Raw genomic sequence first — 16,149 nt, 5'->3', positions numbered from 1 at the left:
GCTAAGTGGGGTTGTGGTTACGGGGGTACCGCTGACCGGGCAGGCGGGCGGGTGAATCTCGCTTCGGGCGTGGGGCGTCGGCTCGTCGCCTGGCGGCGACATTGCGCCCGGGAGTGCGTGGGGCACCCCGAAGCTTGATTGTGATGACGGTCTGAGGGTGTTTGTCAAGGCTGGAAAGATGCCTTGACAAACACCCTCAGACCGCATTTTGGCTTCGTATCGGGGTGCGGGGGTGGGCTGGGTGCCTCGATCGTTGGGTGCATTGGTGCGGTTTTAGGGCGTGTTTACTGTCCGCAGGGGACGTTTAGCCAGTCTGCTCTGGGGATGCTCTTGCGGGTGTCTTCCAGTCTGGTCAGCAGGGTTTCCAGTTGTGTGGGGTCTGCGGTGTATTCCAGGATTGCTCGGTAGAAGGCGCCGGTCATGGTCTTCGGCATCAGGTCGGAGGCGTCGAAGCAGACGGGTTTTCCTGAGGTGATGGTGTCGGCGACCTTTCGTCTTACTGGGTCGCGGTAGACGTCCTTCGCTACTGCGGTTCCTGCGGAGAAAGCGGTCGCGTTGGGGTTGCCTGCCCAGATTTGCTGGGCTTCCGGCGAGACCAGGAAGTCCAGGAATTGGCGGGCTTGCGGGGTGTCGTTGAACATCGCGGCCAGGTCTGCCGAGACTTCCGACGCGCCGGAGCCGGGGAACGGGAAGAAGTCGTAGTCGGTTCCGGGTTGCGGGTGCGGGCCGGTTTCGTTGTGCAGGTGCATGGTTTGGTAGCTGCCCATCGCGAAGGAGCCTTGGTGTTCCATGCGGCAGCCGGGCGGGTCGGTGAAAAGCGGGCGGGCCGCGTCTCGGAAGTCGGTGAGCAGGGCGGCCGGGGCGCCGCCTTGGATGCCGCCGGGGTGGACGGTCAGGGCGCCCCAGTCTTGGAAGGCTTGGCGTACGGGGTTCGACGTCCACGCGAGGGTGCCTGCGGTCCATTGCCGATAGACCTCGGGGCCCGCGGAGTGCAGGAGGATGTCTTCGATCCAGTCGGTGCCTGGCCAGCCTGAGGTGGGCGGGGCGGCCAGGCCGAGGCACCACGGGGTGGTCTGGCCGGCGGCTAGGGCGACGAGTTGTTGCCAGGTGGCGGGTTTCGGGCCGGGGAGGCTTGCCGGGCGGTACCAGATCGCGCTTTTGAGGTCTGCTTTCACCGCTACTGAGTAGAGTTTTCCGGCACCTAGGCGTTGCAGGTTGACCCATTGTCTGCCGTAGAAGGATTCGGCCTTCTGTTCGAGGAAGTCCAAGGGTTTGATTTCCTGGCGGCGGGCGTAGTCGGCCAGCAGGCCGGGGCTGGACAGGACCGCGATGTCCGGGGCGGCGCCTTGCTGGACGTCGGCGGCCAGGACCTGCTCGACGGCACGGGTGCCTTGGTAGCGGACTTCGATGCCGGTCTTTTCCTCGAAGCGTTGCTTGACCTGGTTGAAGGCTGCTTCCTCGCCTTCGGTCCACACGCCGATCACCTGCAGCGTGTTGCTGCTCGCGGCGACCCCGCATGCCGACGAAGCCCCCACCAGCGCGGTTGCGGCCAGCAGGAGCAGTTTCTTCCACAGTGGACAGTTCATGGGCGGTACCGGTATTCGTCGATCCGCCGATACAGCCCGGCGACCACCAGGCCGCCCGCGAGGATCAGGGCGGCGGGGACCAGGACGGGCAGGCCGCCGGACTCGGTGGCCTCGGTTCCGGCGGACGTCACGGCTCGGGCCGCTGAGGTGATGGCGTTCTGGGCCGGGGCGGCGGTCGAGGTGGTTGGGAGCTGGCGGCGGAAATCGTCCACAGTGGACCCGCAGCCGGGCGGGCCGCAGCGTTGTTGCAGGAGGGTGGCCAGTCGGGCGTGGCCGCCGGCGTCGGCGGCTTCGATGCTTCTTTCCCGGACGGCGACGGCCTGGTCGACGCTGCCCCGGACCGTGTCGAGGCGTCCGGCCAGGGCGAAGGCGACGAGCAGGCCCGCGACGACGCCGAGTCCCAGCACGGTCGCGCCCAGCAGGGGCAGGTTCAGCCGGCGGCGGAAACGCTGGCGCAGGAAGACTTGGGTCGCGACCAGCAGGGTGAGCAGCACGATCGGCGGCAGCAGCCAGAGGACCAGCAGGCCCGCGCTCATTCTGGTGCCGGAGATTTGGCGGTCCAGGGCGGAGCGCTCGTCTTTTTGCAGTTTTCCCAAGAGTTCCAGGACGTTGTCGGGCGCGTGCAGCAGGCGGGAGGCGTACCAGAGGTCGGCCAGTCCGACCAGTTCCGCGCCTGGTTGCCGGAAGTGGGCGTCGGCTTGGCTCATCGCGCCGGAGTACGACGCGACCAAGCCTTCGACGGTTTGCAGGGTTCCGGCGCCGGGGTCGCCTGCCTGGTTGAACTCCGCGACCCGGGCGAGGCTCTGGCTCGCCGACGCCATCCGGTTTTCGTACTCCTGCCCCGGGCCGGCGAGTTTCGCCTCGCCCGAAGCGAAACTGGCGATGGCCGCGGCGTCGGCGGATACGAGGGCGTCTCGGGCTGCCGCGACCTCGAGGATCGCTCGGCTGGTCGCGGACGAGATCTGGTCGGCGGTCCGGACGACGCCGCTCACCGCGAGGGAGGAGGTGACCAGCGCCAGCACGGTTCCGGCCAGCAGCACCGCCCGGATTCGTACCAGTGCCTGCCGCGTCCGGAGGGTCACGCGGCACCTCCGGCCAGCGTCTCCCCGCACTCCTCGCAGAATCGCGCTCCGGACGGGTTCGGGTTCTGGCAGTGGGGGCAGATCGCGGGTTTGGTGTCCGGCGGCGGTGCGGGACGGGCGTCGCGGGGTTCGTCGCCGACGTTCGAGACGGTGGAGACGAGCAGGTTGAGCAGTTCGCTGCGGGTGACTTCGGGGCGAAGCTGTACCGTCTCGCCGGTCGTGTCGACCACCCTGGCGAGTCGGCGCAGTACTTCCTTGTTGTTGGTCCGCGTGGCGATTTCGACGGCTTGGCCCCATTCCCGCGCCGCTCGCGCGTGGTCGCCCGCGGCGTAGGCCTCGTCGGCGTTCACCAAGGCCTCGCTCAGCTCGGCGTGCATGGTGTAGCGCCGCACCTTCGGGTCGACCAGCGTCGGCGCGACCGGGTCGTGGGTCCAGTGCGCCAGCAGCGGGACTGCTGAATCCGCCGCGCCGTCGACCTCGACCCAGGCGAGCATCCGGTCCGAGCCGTACTCCGGTGTGTCCGCCGAGACTTCCACCGCGAGCTGGAATTCCCGGGTCTCGCCGGCGCTCCACGAACCGAGCGAGAGGACCGCTTTTCCGTCGCCGTCGGGAACGCAGCGCGAGGTCAGGTCGTATTCGCTCGGCCAGACTTGCTTCACGAAGCGCAGCGTGGTCTGTTCGGTGACGCCGATCCTCAGCCGCGCGGACGGGATGACTTTGGCGAGCGCCGCGGCCATCAGCGCGCGGAAGTCGTCGACCAGATCTTCGTCGCGCACCACCGAATCGACCGAGCCGCGCAGCACCCGGCCGATCTCGACGAGTTCGGCCCGTTGCCAGCCGTCGCCGATTCCCCTTGCGTCGCAGACGAACTGGCCTTCGCAGGCGTCGAGTTCGCGGCGCAGCGACTCCGCGGACTGCGACTGGTTGTTCCCGTCGGTCAGCAGGATCGCGTGCCGCACCGCGTCCGGAGCCGAAGCGAACAGCGTCCGCGCGCACTCCAGCCACGTGCCCATCGCCGTGCCGCCGACCGCGACGAATCGTTCCACCGCGGCGACCGCGGCCGCCCGGGTCTCGTCCGACGCGACCGCCAGGCCGGGTTGGAGCGGATACGCCAGGTCGGCGCGTTCGGTGCCGCGGACCACGGCGAAGCCGACGCCGTCCGGCAAGGCCCGGATCGCCGCGGCCGCCGCCCTGCGCGCGGCGGCGATCTTGGTCGGCGGGTAGCGCATCGACGTCGAGCAGTCGACCAGGAGGACTTCCGCGCCGGGCGGCCGAAACTCGGGCTGGCCGTCGTCGCGCGCGGAGACGGTGACCACGGCCTGCATCTCGGTGTCGCCTTCGCCGAGGTAGCGGTTCTGATGGACCTCGACGTCCCAACCCCTGCTCATCCCTCGCCCTTTCGCCGCTTACACCCAGGTCGTCGGCCTCGTCTCGTTCGCCCGGTCGACCAGTGCGTCGTGGTACTCCGCCGAACCGGCCCGGCGCGCGATCCGCCGGTACGACTGCTCCACCAACAGACGCAGCCCGTGCTCGTCCAGGCGCTCGCCGAGGACCGGACCGGGCGGCATGCCGCGCATCCCGGCGGCGAAGCACCGCAGCGCGCTCTCGCGGACCTCCGCGGTGAGCCGGTCCGCGGTGTCGCGGTCCAGCTCCAGCGCGGACAGCCGGTCGATCGCCTCGGTCAGGTCCTCGATGCCCGGCAGCGCGTCCCCCACCGGCAGGATTCCCGCGCGCACGCGGATTCCGGCGATCCGGGCCGCCTCGTCGTGCCGCGAGTACTCCGGCACCTGGTCCAGCAGGTCCACCGCCGCCGTGCGCTCGTCGAGCTGCAGATGCCCGCGCGCCAGCCCGAAAACGGCGTTGACCTGCAGGTGGTCCCGCACCCACAGCGCGTCGTAGTAGCGCGCCGCCCGCTTCGGCCCGCCGCAGTGCTCCGCGCACAGACCGAGCGCGAGCTTCGGCGTCTCCTCGCCCGGGATGTCGCGGTGCACGCGTTCGAACCAGGTCTGCGCTTTCTCGACGGCACCGGCGGCCAGCGCGACCAGGCCGCGATGCCAGGCGATTCGCCAGTCGTGCTTCGCCCGGGCGCCGAGCAGTCTTTCGGCGGCGTCCACTCGCCGGCCGGCCTGCTCCGTGCCGGTTGAGTCCACTTCGGACAGTTCCAGCCAGGCCCGGCAGCGGCGCAGTTCCACCTCGACGGTCGAGTCCGCGCGTTCGAGTTTCTTCAGCAGCCGGGCAGGATCCGGCGCGCGGACCGTGCGCAGAAAGGTGACTGCCGGGTCGTGCGGATCCTCGTGCGGCACCGGCAACCCGAGCGCGATGTCGAACGGCTCGGGCAGCGCGCCGAGCGGGCTCGCGGTGCGCCGGGCGCGGCGCACCCACTCCCCGACCGGCCTCGGCTGGCCGAGCCCGGCGTCCAGGAGCACCGCTGCTTCGGTGAACAGCGTGGAGATCGACGGCCGCGATTGACGGTCGCGCAGCGAAAGGATCTCGTGCAGTACGCCGTCGAGCTGCACGAGCATTTCGCCGGTGGTGGCGAAGCGGTGCTCGTACGGCCCGGTCGCGCGGTCGAGGACCTGGGTGAAGGATTCGACGCCGAGCGCGATCCGTTTGTCGGCCGGATGCGGCCAGCCGTCGCTGCAGCGGAACAGGTCGCGCAGTGTCGCGCCGACGGTGTGGATGTCCGAGCGCACGGTGAGCCCGTGCTCGTCCAGTTCGGTCGCGCCGATCTGGAACCGCGGATTGCCGACGATCGGGCTGGTCTGGTCGCCGATCTTGCGGATCGCGCCGAAATCGATCAGCTTGACCCGTTTCTCGCCGTGGATCACGTTCTGCGGGCTCAGATCGCAGTACAGCAGCCCCTGTTCGTGCAGGTAGCCGAGCGCGGTGAGGATCTCCCGGCCGTAGGCCACGACGTGCTCGACGAGCAGCCTGCCCTCGGGTCCGTCGAGCATCGCGCGGCCGCGCCGCATCACCTCGGCGAGCGGGAGGCCGTCGACGAACTCCATGACGATGTAGCGCGCGTCCGGGCCGCCGTGCGGATCCGGATGCGTGGCGACGTCGTGAATCCGGACGATGTTCGGGTGGTCGAGCGAGGTCAGCACCTGGCTCTCGGTCTCGGCGATCCGCACCGCGGCCTCGTCGCCGGTGTTGAGCAGGCCCTTCAGCGCGACGTACTGCTTCAGCCGCAGATCGGTGCCGAGGTAGACGTAGCCGAGCCCGCCGCGGGCGATGCAGCCGTGCACCTGATAGCGGCCGTCGACCACGTCGTCCGGAAACAGCTTGGGAGAAAACGAAAACGGCGTGCCGCACTGCGAGCAGAAGCCTTCGGTGCGCGCGGGCCGGCCTGCGGTCGAGCGGCCGACCGGAGCGCCGCAGCCGCGTTTGCCGCAGTGCCGTTCGTTCTCGGCGACGTGCGGATCGGCGAGGACCCGCCCGGCGAGGTCCGGCAGGACGACCACGGGAAGCGGGATGTAGTCGTCACCGGTGCCGTGCCCGGCGGTCTGCTGCTCCCGCGTGACGACGGTGTCGGCGATCCGGCTCGCCCCCGGAGCGGGGATGACGAGCGTCGCGTCGGCTTTCGGGGCCGGTTTCTTCGGCTCGGATCCCGGTGCCCAGCCGCACTTCGCGCAGAATCCGGCACGGCTGATCGTGCCGGAGCAGTTCGGGCGCGCGCAGGCCGTCATCGACTCCCCTTGCGCACCGCGGCACCGAACTCCTCGACAGCCGCCGCGGCCGCCTCCGGATCGCACGCGCCCTCGTACAGCAACTGCCAGGCGTTGGCATACAAGGAATCCAGCAGCGGGTCCTCGACCCGGCCCGCGGCGCGGGCACGCTCTCCGTAGCCGTCGAGGCGAAACCGCAACTCGGTGCGGCGCTCGTGCGCGGCGTCGAGCCGATCGCGGGCGTTTTTCGCCGAAGCCAGATCGGCGGCCACCACACTGGCGACTTTCTCGACGTATCGCTCCGCCCATGCGACATCCCCGAGATCCGCGGCTTCCTGCAAGCGGCTCACCGCGCCACCGCGGCGACGCACCCGCGGCGGCGGAATGTCGTTCACCGCGAACCTCGGGGCCAGCTCGGCGATGTGCTCCTCGATCGCGGCGAGTTCGTCGATCTGCTTGTCCAGCGCGGAAATCCGGCGAGCCAGCCCGTCCGGCCGGGCCCCGTTCCGGCGCGACCGCAGCTCGGTCAGCCCAGGCGAGGACTCCCGGCGGAACCCGAGCGCGAGCCGGATCCCGAGCCGCGCGGCGCGGTCCGCGAGCGGCGCGATCACCTCGCCGATCAGCTGTTCCGGCTCCGCCGCGTCGTCGATCGCGTTCACCACCACGGTGCGGCCGATGCCCGAATGCGTCGCGCCGTTGTCCAAGGTGAGGTCCAGCCGTTCTGCGAGCCGCTGCCGCACCTGCGCGGAGGTTTTGCCCGCCGCGTCGACCGCGAGATCGACACTTCCCGCCGGCGGCAGGGTTTCTTTGGCCAGGGTGTCGCGCAGTTCGTTCGCCGCAGCGGAACGCTCGCGGTCGGCAAGCACCACCGCAAGATCGAGCGCGGCGGCTTTCGCGGACCCGACCTCGCCGGTCACGACGATCCACACGCCGTGCCCCTCGCCGAACCAGCCCACGACTTCGCGCGCGAACTGCGGGTCGTACGCGACCCGGTCGAGTTCGCGGCCGAAAGTCCGGTCGACGGCCGGACTCCCCTGTCCCCACCGGTCCGCGCCGAGGTAGCCGAGAATGGTCTCGACCGGGATCATCCACGCGACCCGCTCGCCCTCCGCTTTGTACCGGGACACGACCATCCCGACCACGCGGCCGGTCTCCTCGTCGAGCACGGCGGTGCCGCTGAACCCGCCGGTGATCGGCTGGTCGTCGTTCTTGCGGGCGAGCTGCACCCATTCGCAGCCGGGCCCGCCTTCGCCGGCGAGCTCGCCGAACGTCCACAGCCCTTCGTCCGCGCCCGCCGGAAACCCGTAGGCGCGCACGGCTTGGCCGTCTGACAACGGCATCCGGTACAACGGCGCGCCCGCCGCTCCCGGCACCCGCTCGGCCAACCGCAGCACCGCGATGTCGCCGCGCTCGTCCCGCCCCGGCGGCACCCACGCCCCCGGCACAACGCGGCCGGTGCCGACCGGAGTGCCGGGCAGCCCGACGAAATCGACCAGGACGTCCTCGCCCGGCCCGCCCGCCCGCTCGACGACGTGCGCGCAGGTGAGCACATGGTCCTCGTCGAGCATGGTGCCTGCCCCGCGGATCCCGCCGGTGCGGTCGCGCAGGCGAACCCGCCAGCGTCGACGCTCGGCCTGGTACCCCACGGGAGGACCCTACGCCGGGCGCGTCGCAGGCCGGGCGGCGTTCGCGGAAAGTGGCCCACGCTGGAGCAGCAAGCTCACCCGTTCAGCGGCGTCGCGGCACTTCTGGTGGGTGACACCGGTTTCGCGGGGTGGTTTGGTGTTGGCGGGCGGACAGCGGAAGCCCCGGCGACGCGGGCGAGGCTGGCTCTCGACTCTTGGCTACCGGCTGTCGGACCGGTTGCGGGCTGCCGGGTTCCCGCGCCGGGTGCGAAGCGGACCGGACGGGCAAGCGGCGAGCTTGAGTCGGATTGCTGATTCGTGCTCGCTTAGCCGATTTGGTTGCCAATTTCGTTGCGCCGGACGCTGTTCGCCTTTGGGTGCGCCGGGGATTCGGCTTCAACCGCGCAGCAGATTCGCGTTCGTGTTCGGGACGCGCAACCGATTGCGTTGCCCACACCGCCGATTCACGCTCGCCCGGGACGCGCCACCGATCGCATTGCCCACACCGCCGATTCACGCTCGCCCGAACGGAGAGACCGCGCAGATTCCGTTGCCTGCTCCGCTGAACCGCAACGCCAGGACTGGCTTCGGCAGCCCACCCTGCTGCCCCAGCGTTCGCCCGAACGGGCGCAGCACCAACCACCACTGCCCTCACAGGCCCGCCGACAGTCAGCCAAATTCCATCGCCGAGCCGCTACCCCGTGCGCTCCCGCACCGACGCAGCGCGTCTCCAGCCGAGAGACCCGCTCCGCCCTCGTGCCCGGGGCCGGTCGGCGGCCCCGGGCAGTGCTCCTCAAGCTCAGTGCGTCAGTGCGCGGCCTCGTTCCACGACCGCCCGTATCCGACCGAAACTTCCAGCGGCACAGCCAGTTCCGCGGCCGAGCCCATGCCCTCGCGAACCAGCTTCTCGACGTCCCCGCGCTCGCCGTCGGCAATTTCCAGGACCAGTTCGTCGTGGACCTGCAGCAGGACGCGGCTGCGCGAGCCCGCTTCGGCGAGGGCGCGGTGCACGTTCAGCATCGCCACCTTGATGATGTCCGCCGCGCTGCCCTGGATCGGGGCGTTCAGCGCCATCCGCTCGGCCATTTCGCGGCGCTGGCGGTTGTCGCTGTTCAGGTCCGGCAGGTAGCGGCGGCGGCCGAAGATCGTCTCGGTGTACCCGCGCTTCGCGGCCTCGCCGACGACCGACTGCAGGTAGTCGCGCACCCCGCCGAACCGCGAGAAGTACGCCTCCATCTGCTCTTTCGCGTCTTCCGTCGAGATCTTCAGCTGCTGCGACAGGCCGTACGCCGACAAGCCGTACGCCAATCCGTACGACATCGCCTTGACGCGGTAGCGCTGTTCCGGCGTGATTTCCGCGGCGGGCACGGAAAACGCGCGCGACGCGACGAACGTGTGCAGGTCCTCGCCGCTGTTGAAGGCCTCGATCAGACCTTCGTCCTTCGACAAGTGCGCCATGATCCGCATTTCGATCTGGCTGTAGTCCGCGGTCATCAGCTCGACATAGCCGTCGCCTACCACGAACGCGTCGCGGATGCGCCTGCCTTCCTCGGTGCGCACCGGGATGTTCTGCAGGTTCGGCTCGACCGACGACAGCCGTCCGGTGGCCGCGATCGTCTGCTGCAGCGTGGTGTGGATGCGCCCGTCGTCGGCGACCGATTTGATCAGGCCCTCGACCGTGGTGCGCAGCCGCGTCGCGTCGCGGTGTTCCAGCATGTGCTGCAGGAACGGGTGCTCGGTCTTCTCGAACAGCGACTGCAGCGCGTCCGCGTCGGTGGTGTAGCCGGTCTTGGTGCGCTTGGTCTTCGGCATGCCCAGCTCGTCGAACAGCACGACCTGCAGCTGCTTCGGCGAACCGAGGTTGATCTGCTTGCCGATCACCTCGTACGCGGAGTCCGCGGCCTGCGTGACCCGGCTGAGGTAGTGCGCCTCCAGCTCGGTGAGCTGGTCGACGTCGACCGCGATGCCCGCCGCCTCCAGTTCGGTGATCACTTCCAGCAGCGGCAGTTCCAGCTCGGCCAGCAGCTTCGCGCCGCCGAGCTCCTCCAGCTCGGTGGTGAGCGCGCCGGCCAGCTCGAAGATCGCGCGCGCTTTCACCAGTTCGGCGGAAATTTCCTTCTGCTCCAGCTCGTCCGCGCCGCCGTCGAGCAGCGACAGCTGACCGTCGCCGTCGCCGGCTTCCGAGCGCAGCTCGCGGTGCAGGTAGCGCAGGGCCAGGTCGTCGAGCCCGAACGTGCGCTGCCCCGGCCGCGCGAGGTACGCGGCGAGCGCGGTGTCCATGGTGAGCCCGGCGAACGTCCAGCCGCGGGCGCGCACCGCGTGCAGCGGCACCTTCAGGTCGTGGCCGATCTTGCGGATCTTCGGGTCCGCCAGCCACGCCGACAGCGCCCGGTCGTCCGCCTCGTCCATCGCCGTGACGTCGACGTACGCACCCTCGCCGTCGGCCGTCGCGAACGCGACCGCCTTGAGGTCGGAGCGGACCGACGCACCGGTGGTCCGGAACGACAGCGCCACCGGTTCGGCCGCGCCGGCGTGCGCTTCGAGCCACGCGCCGAGCGTGCCCGGCGCGAGCGCGGAGCCGGACACCTCGAAGCCCTCGTCGGCCTCCGGTTCGGCGCTGCTCAGGGTCTCGAAAAGCCGGTCGCGCAGCACGCGGAACTCCAGCTCGTCGAACAGCCGGTGCACCGCCTCGCGGTCCCAGGGCCGCAGCTCCAGCTGATCCGGCACGGACTCCAGCGGCACGTCGCGGACCAGTTCGGTGAGCTGCCGGTTGAGCTGGACCGACGACAGGTGCTCGCGCAGCGCGTCCCCGACCTTGCCCTTGACCTCGTCGACCCGGTCGATCAGGTCGGCCAGCGAGCCGAACTGCCGGATCCACTTCGCCGCGGTCTTCTCCCCCACGCCGGGGATGCCGGGCAGGTTGTCCGACGGGTCGCCGCGCAGCGCCGCGAAGTCCGGGTACTGGGTCGGGGTGAGGCCGTATTTCTCCTCCACCGCGTCCGGCGTGAACCGCACGAGGTCGGAGACGCCCCGCTTCGGGTACAAAACGGTCACCCGATCGGTGACGAGCTGCAACGCGTCGCGGTCGCCGGTACAGATCAGGACGTCGTAGCCCTCGCCGGCCTGCGTGGTGAGCGTGGCGATGACGTCGTCGGCCTCGTAGTTCTCCTTCGTCAAGGAGGGGATGCCGAGCACGTCGAGCACCTCTTTGACCAGGTCGACCTGGCCGCGGAACTCGTCCGGCGTGGCGCTGCGGTTGGCCTTGTAGTCGGCGTACGTCTCCGACCGGAAGGTCTTGCGCGAGAGGTCGAAGGCCACCGCGAGATGCGTCGGCTTCTCGTCGCGCAGCAGGTTGATGAGCATCGAGGTGAAGCCGAAGACCGCGTTGGTGACCTGCCCGGTCTTCGTGCGGAAATTCTCCGCGGGCAGGGCGAAGAAGGCGCGATAGGCCATCGAATGGCCGTCGATCAGCAGCAGCCGGGGGCGGTCTTTCTCGGCGGCGGCGCCTGTGGCGTTGGCAACGGTTCGGTTCTCGGTCGGGCTCACGGGGGCGAGTCTAGGGTGAGGGTCTGACACTCTTGCGTGTCGCATAGGTTGAGGAGCAGAGAGTGACCGAGCAGACGGCGGAAATCACGCCGGGCCAGTTCGCGGGCATGGACCCCGCGGCAGCGGGCCAGCAGCTGAACGACAAGATCGGGCTGAAGCTCGTGGAGATGACGCCCGAGCGGGTCGTCGGCACGATCCCCGTCGAAGGCAACCTCCAGCCCTACGGCCTCCTGCACGGCGGCGCGAACGCCACCGTCGCGGAAGCACTCGGCTCGGTGCTGGCCGCACTGAACGCAGGCCCCGAACGCGCCGCGATGGGCCTGGAACTGTCCTGCACCCACCACCGCGCAGTCCGCTCCGGCACCGTCACCGGCGTCGCAACCCCGCTGCACGTCGGACGGGGGACGATCACGTCGGAGATCGTGCTGACTGACGACGAAGGCCGCCGCACCTGCACTGCCCGCTTGACTTGCGTGGTCCGGGACCGCCCACCAGGCGCCTGATTCTTCGGTGAAACGCCGTGAGGGGAACCCTGACGAACTCTGATTCCCTCAGGGTTCCCCTCACGTCCCTAAACCGCAGCCAGTGCACCCAAGTCACCAGGCAGCCACACTCCCCCGCTCCCCGATACGAAGCCAAAAACGCGGCGCGGGGGTGCTTGTCAAGGCATCTTTCCCGCCTTGACAAGCACCCCCGCGCCGTAGTCACAATCAAGCTTCGGGGTGCCCGTCTCACCACCCAAACGCAATGTCGCCGCCAGGCGACGAGCCGAATGAGAAATCACCCAACCCCGAGATAAGCCTCCTTGATACTGGTATCAGCCAGCAACTCCTGCCCAGTACCAGTCTTGGTAATCTGCCCAGTCTCCAGCACATAAGCCCGATGCGCCCGAGACAACGCCTGCTGCGCATTCTGCTCAACCAGCAGCACGGTCGTCCCCTGCCGATTGATCTCCGTGATAATCCGGAAAATCTGCTGAATGAACTGCGGCGCCAACCCCATCGAAGGCTCGTCGAGCAACAGCAACCGAGGCTTGGCCATCAACGCCCGCCCGATGGCAAGCATCTGCTGCTCGCCCCCGGACATAGTCCCGCCGACCTGAGTCTTCCGCTCAGCCAGCCGCGGAAACAACTCGAACACCCGATCAAAGTCCGGCTGGAGATTCTTCCGGTCCTTGCGCGCATAAGCGCCCATGTCCAGATTCTCGAGCACCGTCATGCCAGGGAAAATCCCCCGACCCTCCGGTGCCTGAGAAATCCCGCGAACCACGCGCAAATCCCCGCGCAGCCGCGAAATGTCCTCGCCGTCAAACCGGATAGCACCGCCGGAAATCGGCCGGATGCCGGAAATCGCCCGCATCGTGGTCGACTTGCCGGCCCCGTTCGCCCCGATGAGGGTGACGATCTCGCCCTCGTTGACCGTGATCGACAGCCCGGACACGGCCTGGATCCGTCCGTAGTGGACCGAAACGTCAGAAAGCTCAAGCAACGTCATCGTCGGGAACTCCCAGGTAAGCGGCGATCACGGCGGGGTTCTCCCGGATTTCGGCGGGAAGCCCGTCGGCGATCTTCTTGCCGAACTCCAGCACCACGATCCGGTCGGTGACGCCCATGACGAGCTTCATGTCGTGTTCGATCAGCAGGACGGTGTAGCCGTCGTCGCGGATCGTCCGGATCAGCCCCATGAGCTCTTCCTTCTCCGCCGGGTTGAACCCGGCGGCAGGCTCGTCGAGGCACAGCAGCTTCGGCTCGGTGGCCAGCGCCCGCGCGATCTCCAGCCGCCGCTGATAGCCGTACGGCAGGTTCTTCGCGCGGTCCGCGGCCCGGTCGGCGATGCCGACGAATTCCAGCAGCGCCATGGCTTTCTCGATCGCCTGCTTCTCCTCGCGGTGGTGCCGCGGGACCCGCAGGAGCGCGCCGAGCAGGCTCGTCTTGTGCCGCGCGTCGGTGCCGACGACCACGTTCTCCAGCGCGGTCATCTCGGAAAACAGCCGGATGTTCTGGAACGTCCTGGCGATGCCGAGCTGGGTGATCCCGTGCCGCGACGTCTTGCCGAGCGGTTTGTCCTCGAGCAGCACCTGCCCCGAGGACGGCCGGTAGACGCCGGTCATCGCGTTGAAGCAGGTGGTCTTGCCCGCGCCGTTCGGCCCGATCAGGCCGAGGATCTCGCCGCGCCGGATCTCGAAGGACACCGAGTCCAGCGCCACCAGGCCGCCGAAGCGGACGGTGACGTCGTCGACCTTGAGCAGCGTCTGCCCGTAGTCGGCCTGGATCTCCCGGTCCGGCGCGACGACCTCGGCGACCTCGGCCTCGTGCTCGGCCAGCTCGTCGGCGGTCATGTTCGCGACCTCGGCCACGAGGCCGCCCTCGGCCGGGACCTCGGGCCCGTTTCCGTTGCCAGGGACCGTCATGCCTTCTCCCCCGCGTTGTCGGACGCCAGCGAACCGTCGCTGCTGACCTGCTCGCCCTTGCCGAGCAGCCGCTGGTACGCCTGCCTGCCGTACGCGAGCAGCCGCTGCCGCGCGCCGAGGAGGCCCTGCGGGCGAAAGATCATCAGGATGATCAGCGCGAGTCCGAAGATCAGGTACTTGTACTCCGCGATCGCCTGGAACCGCAGCGGCACGTAGGCCACCACGATCGCGCCCAGCAGCACGCCGACCTTGTTGCCCGCGCCGCCGAGAATGACCGCGGCCAGGAACAGCATCGACGTGACCACGTCGAACTTCTGGTTGTTCACGAAGCCCAATTGCCCCGCGTACAGCGCGCCGGAGAGGCCGCCGACCGCGGCGCCGCCGACGAACGCCCAGATCTTGAACTTGAACGTCGGCACGCCCATGATCTCGGCCGCGTCCTCGTCGTCGCGGATCGCGACCCACGCGCGGCCGACGCGGCTGCGCTCCAGGTTCCCGACCACGAACAGGATCACGATGATGATCGTGACGCAGAGCCAGTACCACGGGATTCCGTCGGTGTTGTTGAACAGCGGGCTGCCGTCGGCCTTCGAGCCCGGCGGATGCCCGACGCCCTGGAAACCGCGGTTGCCGCGCAGCGGGTCGATGTTGTCGGCCAGCAGGCGCACGATCTCGCCGAAGCCGAGGGTGACGATCGCCAGGTAGTCGCCCCGTAGTCGCAGCGTCGGCGTCCCGAGGATGACCCCGAAGATCATCGTGACCACCATCGCGATCGGCAGCACGACGAGGAACGGCAGCTTCGCCAGCGACGAGTCCGGACTCGTGAAGAGCGCCATCACGTAGGCGCCGATCGCGAAGAACCCGACGTAGCCGAGGTCGAGCAGACCCGCCTGGCCGACGACGATGTTGAGCCCGATGGCGACCAGCGCGTAGCGGGACACCTCGAACATCGCGATCGGGAAGTCGTACCCGGGCTGGGTGGTGATCAGCGGCGGGTTCAGCACCGGCAGCAGGTAAACCAGCGCCACCAGCGGGATCAGCACGCCCCACTGCTGGACCCGGGACAGCCGGTTCCACCAGTCCGAAACGGGACGGCGGCGCGCCTTCGCCGGAGCGGCGGGCGGCGTCGTAGTCGTCGTCATACCCGTGCCTTTCCGAGCGATTCGCCGAGAATGCCGGTCGGGCGGAACATCAGGATCAGCACCAGCAGGGCGAACGCGACGACGTCGCGCCACGCGCCGCCGAACAGCGACTGCCCGTAGTTCTCCACGACCCCGAGCAGCAGGCCGCCGAGCAGCGCGCCGCGCAGGTTGCCGATGCCGCCGAGCACCGCGGCGGTGAACGCCTTGATGCCGAGGATGAAGCCGCCTTGGTACGAGGCGCCCTGCGGGATCTTCATCATGTAGAACAGCGCCGCCGCGCCGGCCAGCAGGCCGCCGATGAGGAACGTGAGCGTGATGACGCGTTCTTTGTTGACGCCCATCAGCGTCGCGGTGTCCGGGTCCTGCGCCACCGCGCGGATGCCGCGGCCGAACTTGGTGCGGTTGACGAACATGTCCGTGCCGACCATCAGCAGGATCGACGCCACCACGGTGATGATGGTGACGATCGTGACGCTGCCGCCGAAGATCGTGAAGACCTCGTCGTTGCGCAGCAAGCGGATGCTGTTCTCCGGGTTGCCGCCGCGCCAGATGAACAGAATCTGCTGCAGCACGAAGGAGGCGCCGATCGCGGTGATCAGGAAGACCAGCCGGGGCGCCTTGCGTTTGCGCAGCGGCCGGTAGGCCACGCGTTCCAGCACGACCGCGGTGCCGCCGGACACCGCCATCGACGCGATGAGCGCGAGCAGCAGGAAGCCGATCAGTTCGAAGATCGGCAGATCGGGGGTCGCGCCGGAGCGGAAACCCAAGCCGTAGAAGGTGAACCACGTCGCGAAGGCGCCGTAGATGAACACCTCGGAGTGGGCGAAGTTGATGAGTTTGAGCACGCCGTAGACGAGGGTGTAGCCCAGCGCCACGAGCGCGTAAATGCTGCCGTAGGAAAGACCGTCGATCGTGTTGTCCCAGAACTGGTTCAGGAACGAATTCACGTCGAAGGTGATCCAGCTGCCGCCGCCCTGCGCGAGGACGAGCGAACTGAGGTCAGGGGTCATCGACACACTAGTTCTCCATGTGGGTCCGGGGTGCGGGCGAGGCGGGATCAGCCGCCTGGCCCGCACCCCGGTACTGGAACCGA

11 protein-coding genes are annotated in these 16,149 nt (G+C 69.0%); 1 reads left to right on the top strand and 10 read right to left on the bottom strand.

The genetic code is table 11. The annotated features are described in order from the left end of the window. Positions 1-284 precede the first annotated feature (284 nt). The 6 genes from ABD156_RS41110 to polA form a co-directional block, all read right to left on the bottom strand. Complete coding sequence (locus ABD156_RS41110; RefSeq protein WP_344286455.1) at positions 285-1,586, bottom strand: ABC transporter substrate-binding protein; 1,302 nt, start codon at positions 1,584-1,586, stop codon at positions 285-287. Then, on the bottom strand, positions 1,583-2,668 hold the full coding sequence (locus tag ABD156_RS41105) for a hypothetical protein (RefSeq protein WP_344286454.1): 1,086 nt from the start codon (positions 2,666-2,668) through the stop codon (positions 1,583-1,585). The genes ABD156_RS41110 and ABD156_RS41105 overlap by 4 nt, the downstream gene beginning before the upstream one ends. After that, positions 2,665-4,056 (bottom strand): VWA domain-containing protein, encoded by a 1,392-nt coding sequence (locus ABD156_RS41100; protein ID WP_344286453.1) that lies wholly within the window; start codon positions 4,054-4,056, stop codon positions 2,665-2,667. The genes ABD156_RS41105 and ABD156_RS41100 overlap by 4 nt, the downstream gene beginning before the upstream one ends. 18 nt (positions 4,057-4,074) lie before the next feature. After that, positions 4,075-6,354, bottom strand: coding sequence for a tetratricopeptide repeat protein (locus ABD156_RS41095; RefSeq protein ID WP_344286452.1), 2,280 nt, complete (start codon positions 6,352-6,354; stop codon positions 4,075-4,077). Then, a complete protein-coding gene (locus ABD156_RS41090) occupies positions 6,351-7,979 on the bottom strand; it encodes a S1 family peptidase (RefSeq protein ID WP_344286451.1) in 1,629 nt (542 codons plus the stop codon). Before ABD156_RS41090 ends, ABD156_RS41095 begins: the two co-directional genes overlap by 4 nt. Before the next feature lie 786 nt (positions 7,980-8,765). After that, positions 8,766-11,504, bottom strand: coding sequence for a DNA polymerase I (polA, locus tag ABD156_RS41085; RefSeq protein WP_344286450.1), 2,739 nt, complete (start codon positions 11,502-11,504; stop codon positions 8,766-8,768). Between the two features lie 107 nt (positions 11,505-11,611). Between polA and ABD156_RS41080 the strand changes: the two genes are divergently transcribed. Next, positions 11,612-12,007, top strand: a complete 396-nt coding sequence (locus ABD156_RS41080) for a PaaI family thioesterase (protein WP_370940728.1) — start codon at positions 11,612-11,614, stop codon at positions 12,005-12,007. 277 nt (positions 12,008-12,284) lie between these two features. On the opposite strand, the gene ABD156_RS41075 is transcribed toward ABD156_RS41080, so the two are convergent. The 4 genes from ABD156_RS41075 to ABD156_RS41060 are packed head-to-tail and all read right to left on the bottom strand — an operon-like array spanning position 12,285 to position 16,066. Next, entirely contained in the window at positions 12,285-12,998 is a 714-nt protein-coding gene (locus ABD156_RS41075) for an ABC transporter ATP-binding protein (protein WP_116203489.1), read from the bottom strand. Next, positions 12,985-13,914 carry an ABC transporter ATP-binding protein gene (locus ABD156_RS41070; protein ID WP_344286448.1) on the bottom strand — a complete coding sequence of 310 codons (930 nt, stop codon included), beginning with the start codon at positions 13,912-13,914 and terminating at the stop codon, positions 12,985-12,987. The genes ABD156_RS41075 and ABD156_RS41070 overlap by 14 nt, the downstream gene beginning before the upstream one ends. After that, complete coding sequence (locus ABD156_RS41065) at positions 13,911-15,056, bottom strand: branched-chain amino acid ABC transporter permease (RefSeq protein ID WP_344286447.1); 1,146 nt, start codon at positions 15,054-15,056, stop codon at positions 13,911-13,913. Before ABD156_RS41065 ends, ABD156_RS41070 begins: the two co-directional genes overlap by 4 nt. After that, positions 15,053-16,066, bottom strand: a complete 1,014-nt coding sequence (locus ABD156_RS41060; RefSeq protein ID WP_344286446.1) for a branched-chain amino acid ABC transporter permease — start codon at positions 16,064-16,066, stop codon at positions 15,053-15,055. The genes ABD156_RS41065 and ABD156_RS41060 overlap by 4 nt, the downstream gene beginning before the upstream one ends. Between the last annotated feature and the right edge of the window lie 83 nt (positions 16,067-16,149).

It is taken from the genome of Amycolatopsis albidoflavus (genome assembly GCF_039525725.1).
GTDB classification, from domain to species: Bacteria; Actinomycetota; Actinomycetes; order Mycobacteriales; family Pseudonocardiaceae; genus Amycolatopsis; species Amycolatopsis albidoflava.
This window is presented reverse-complemented; position numbering and strand designations above follow the sequence as displayed.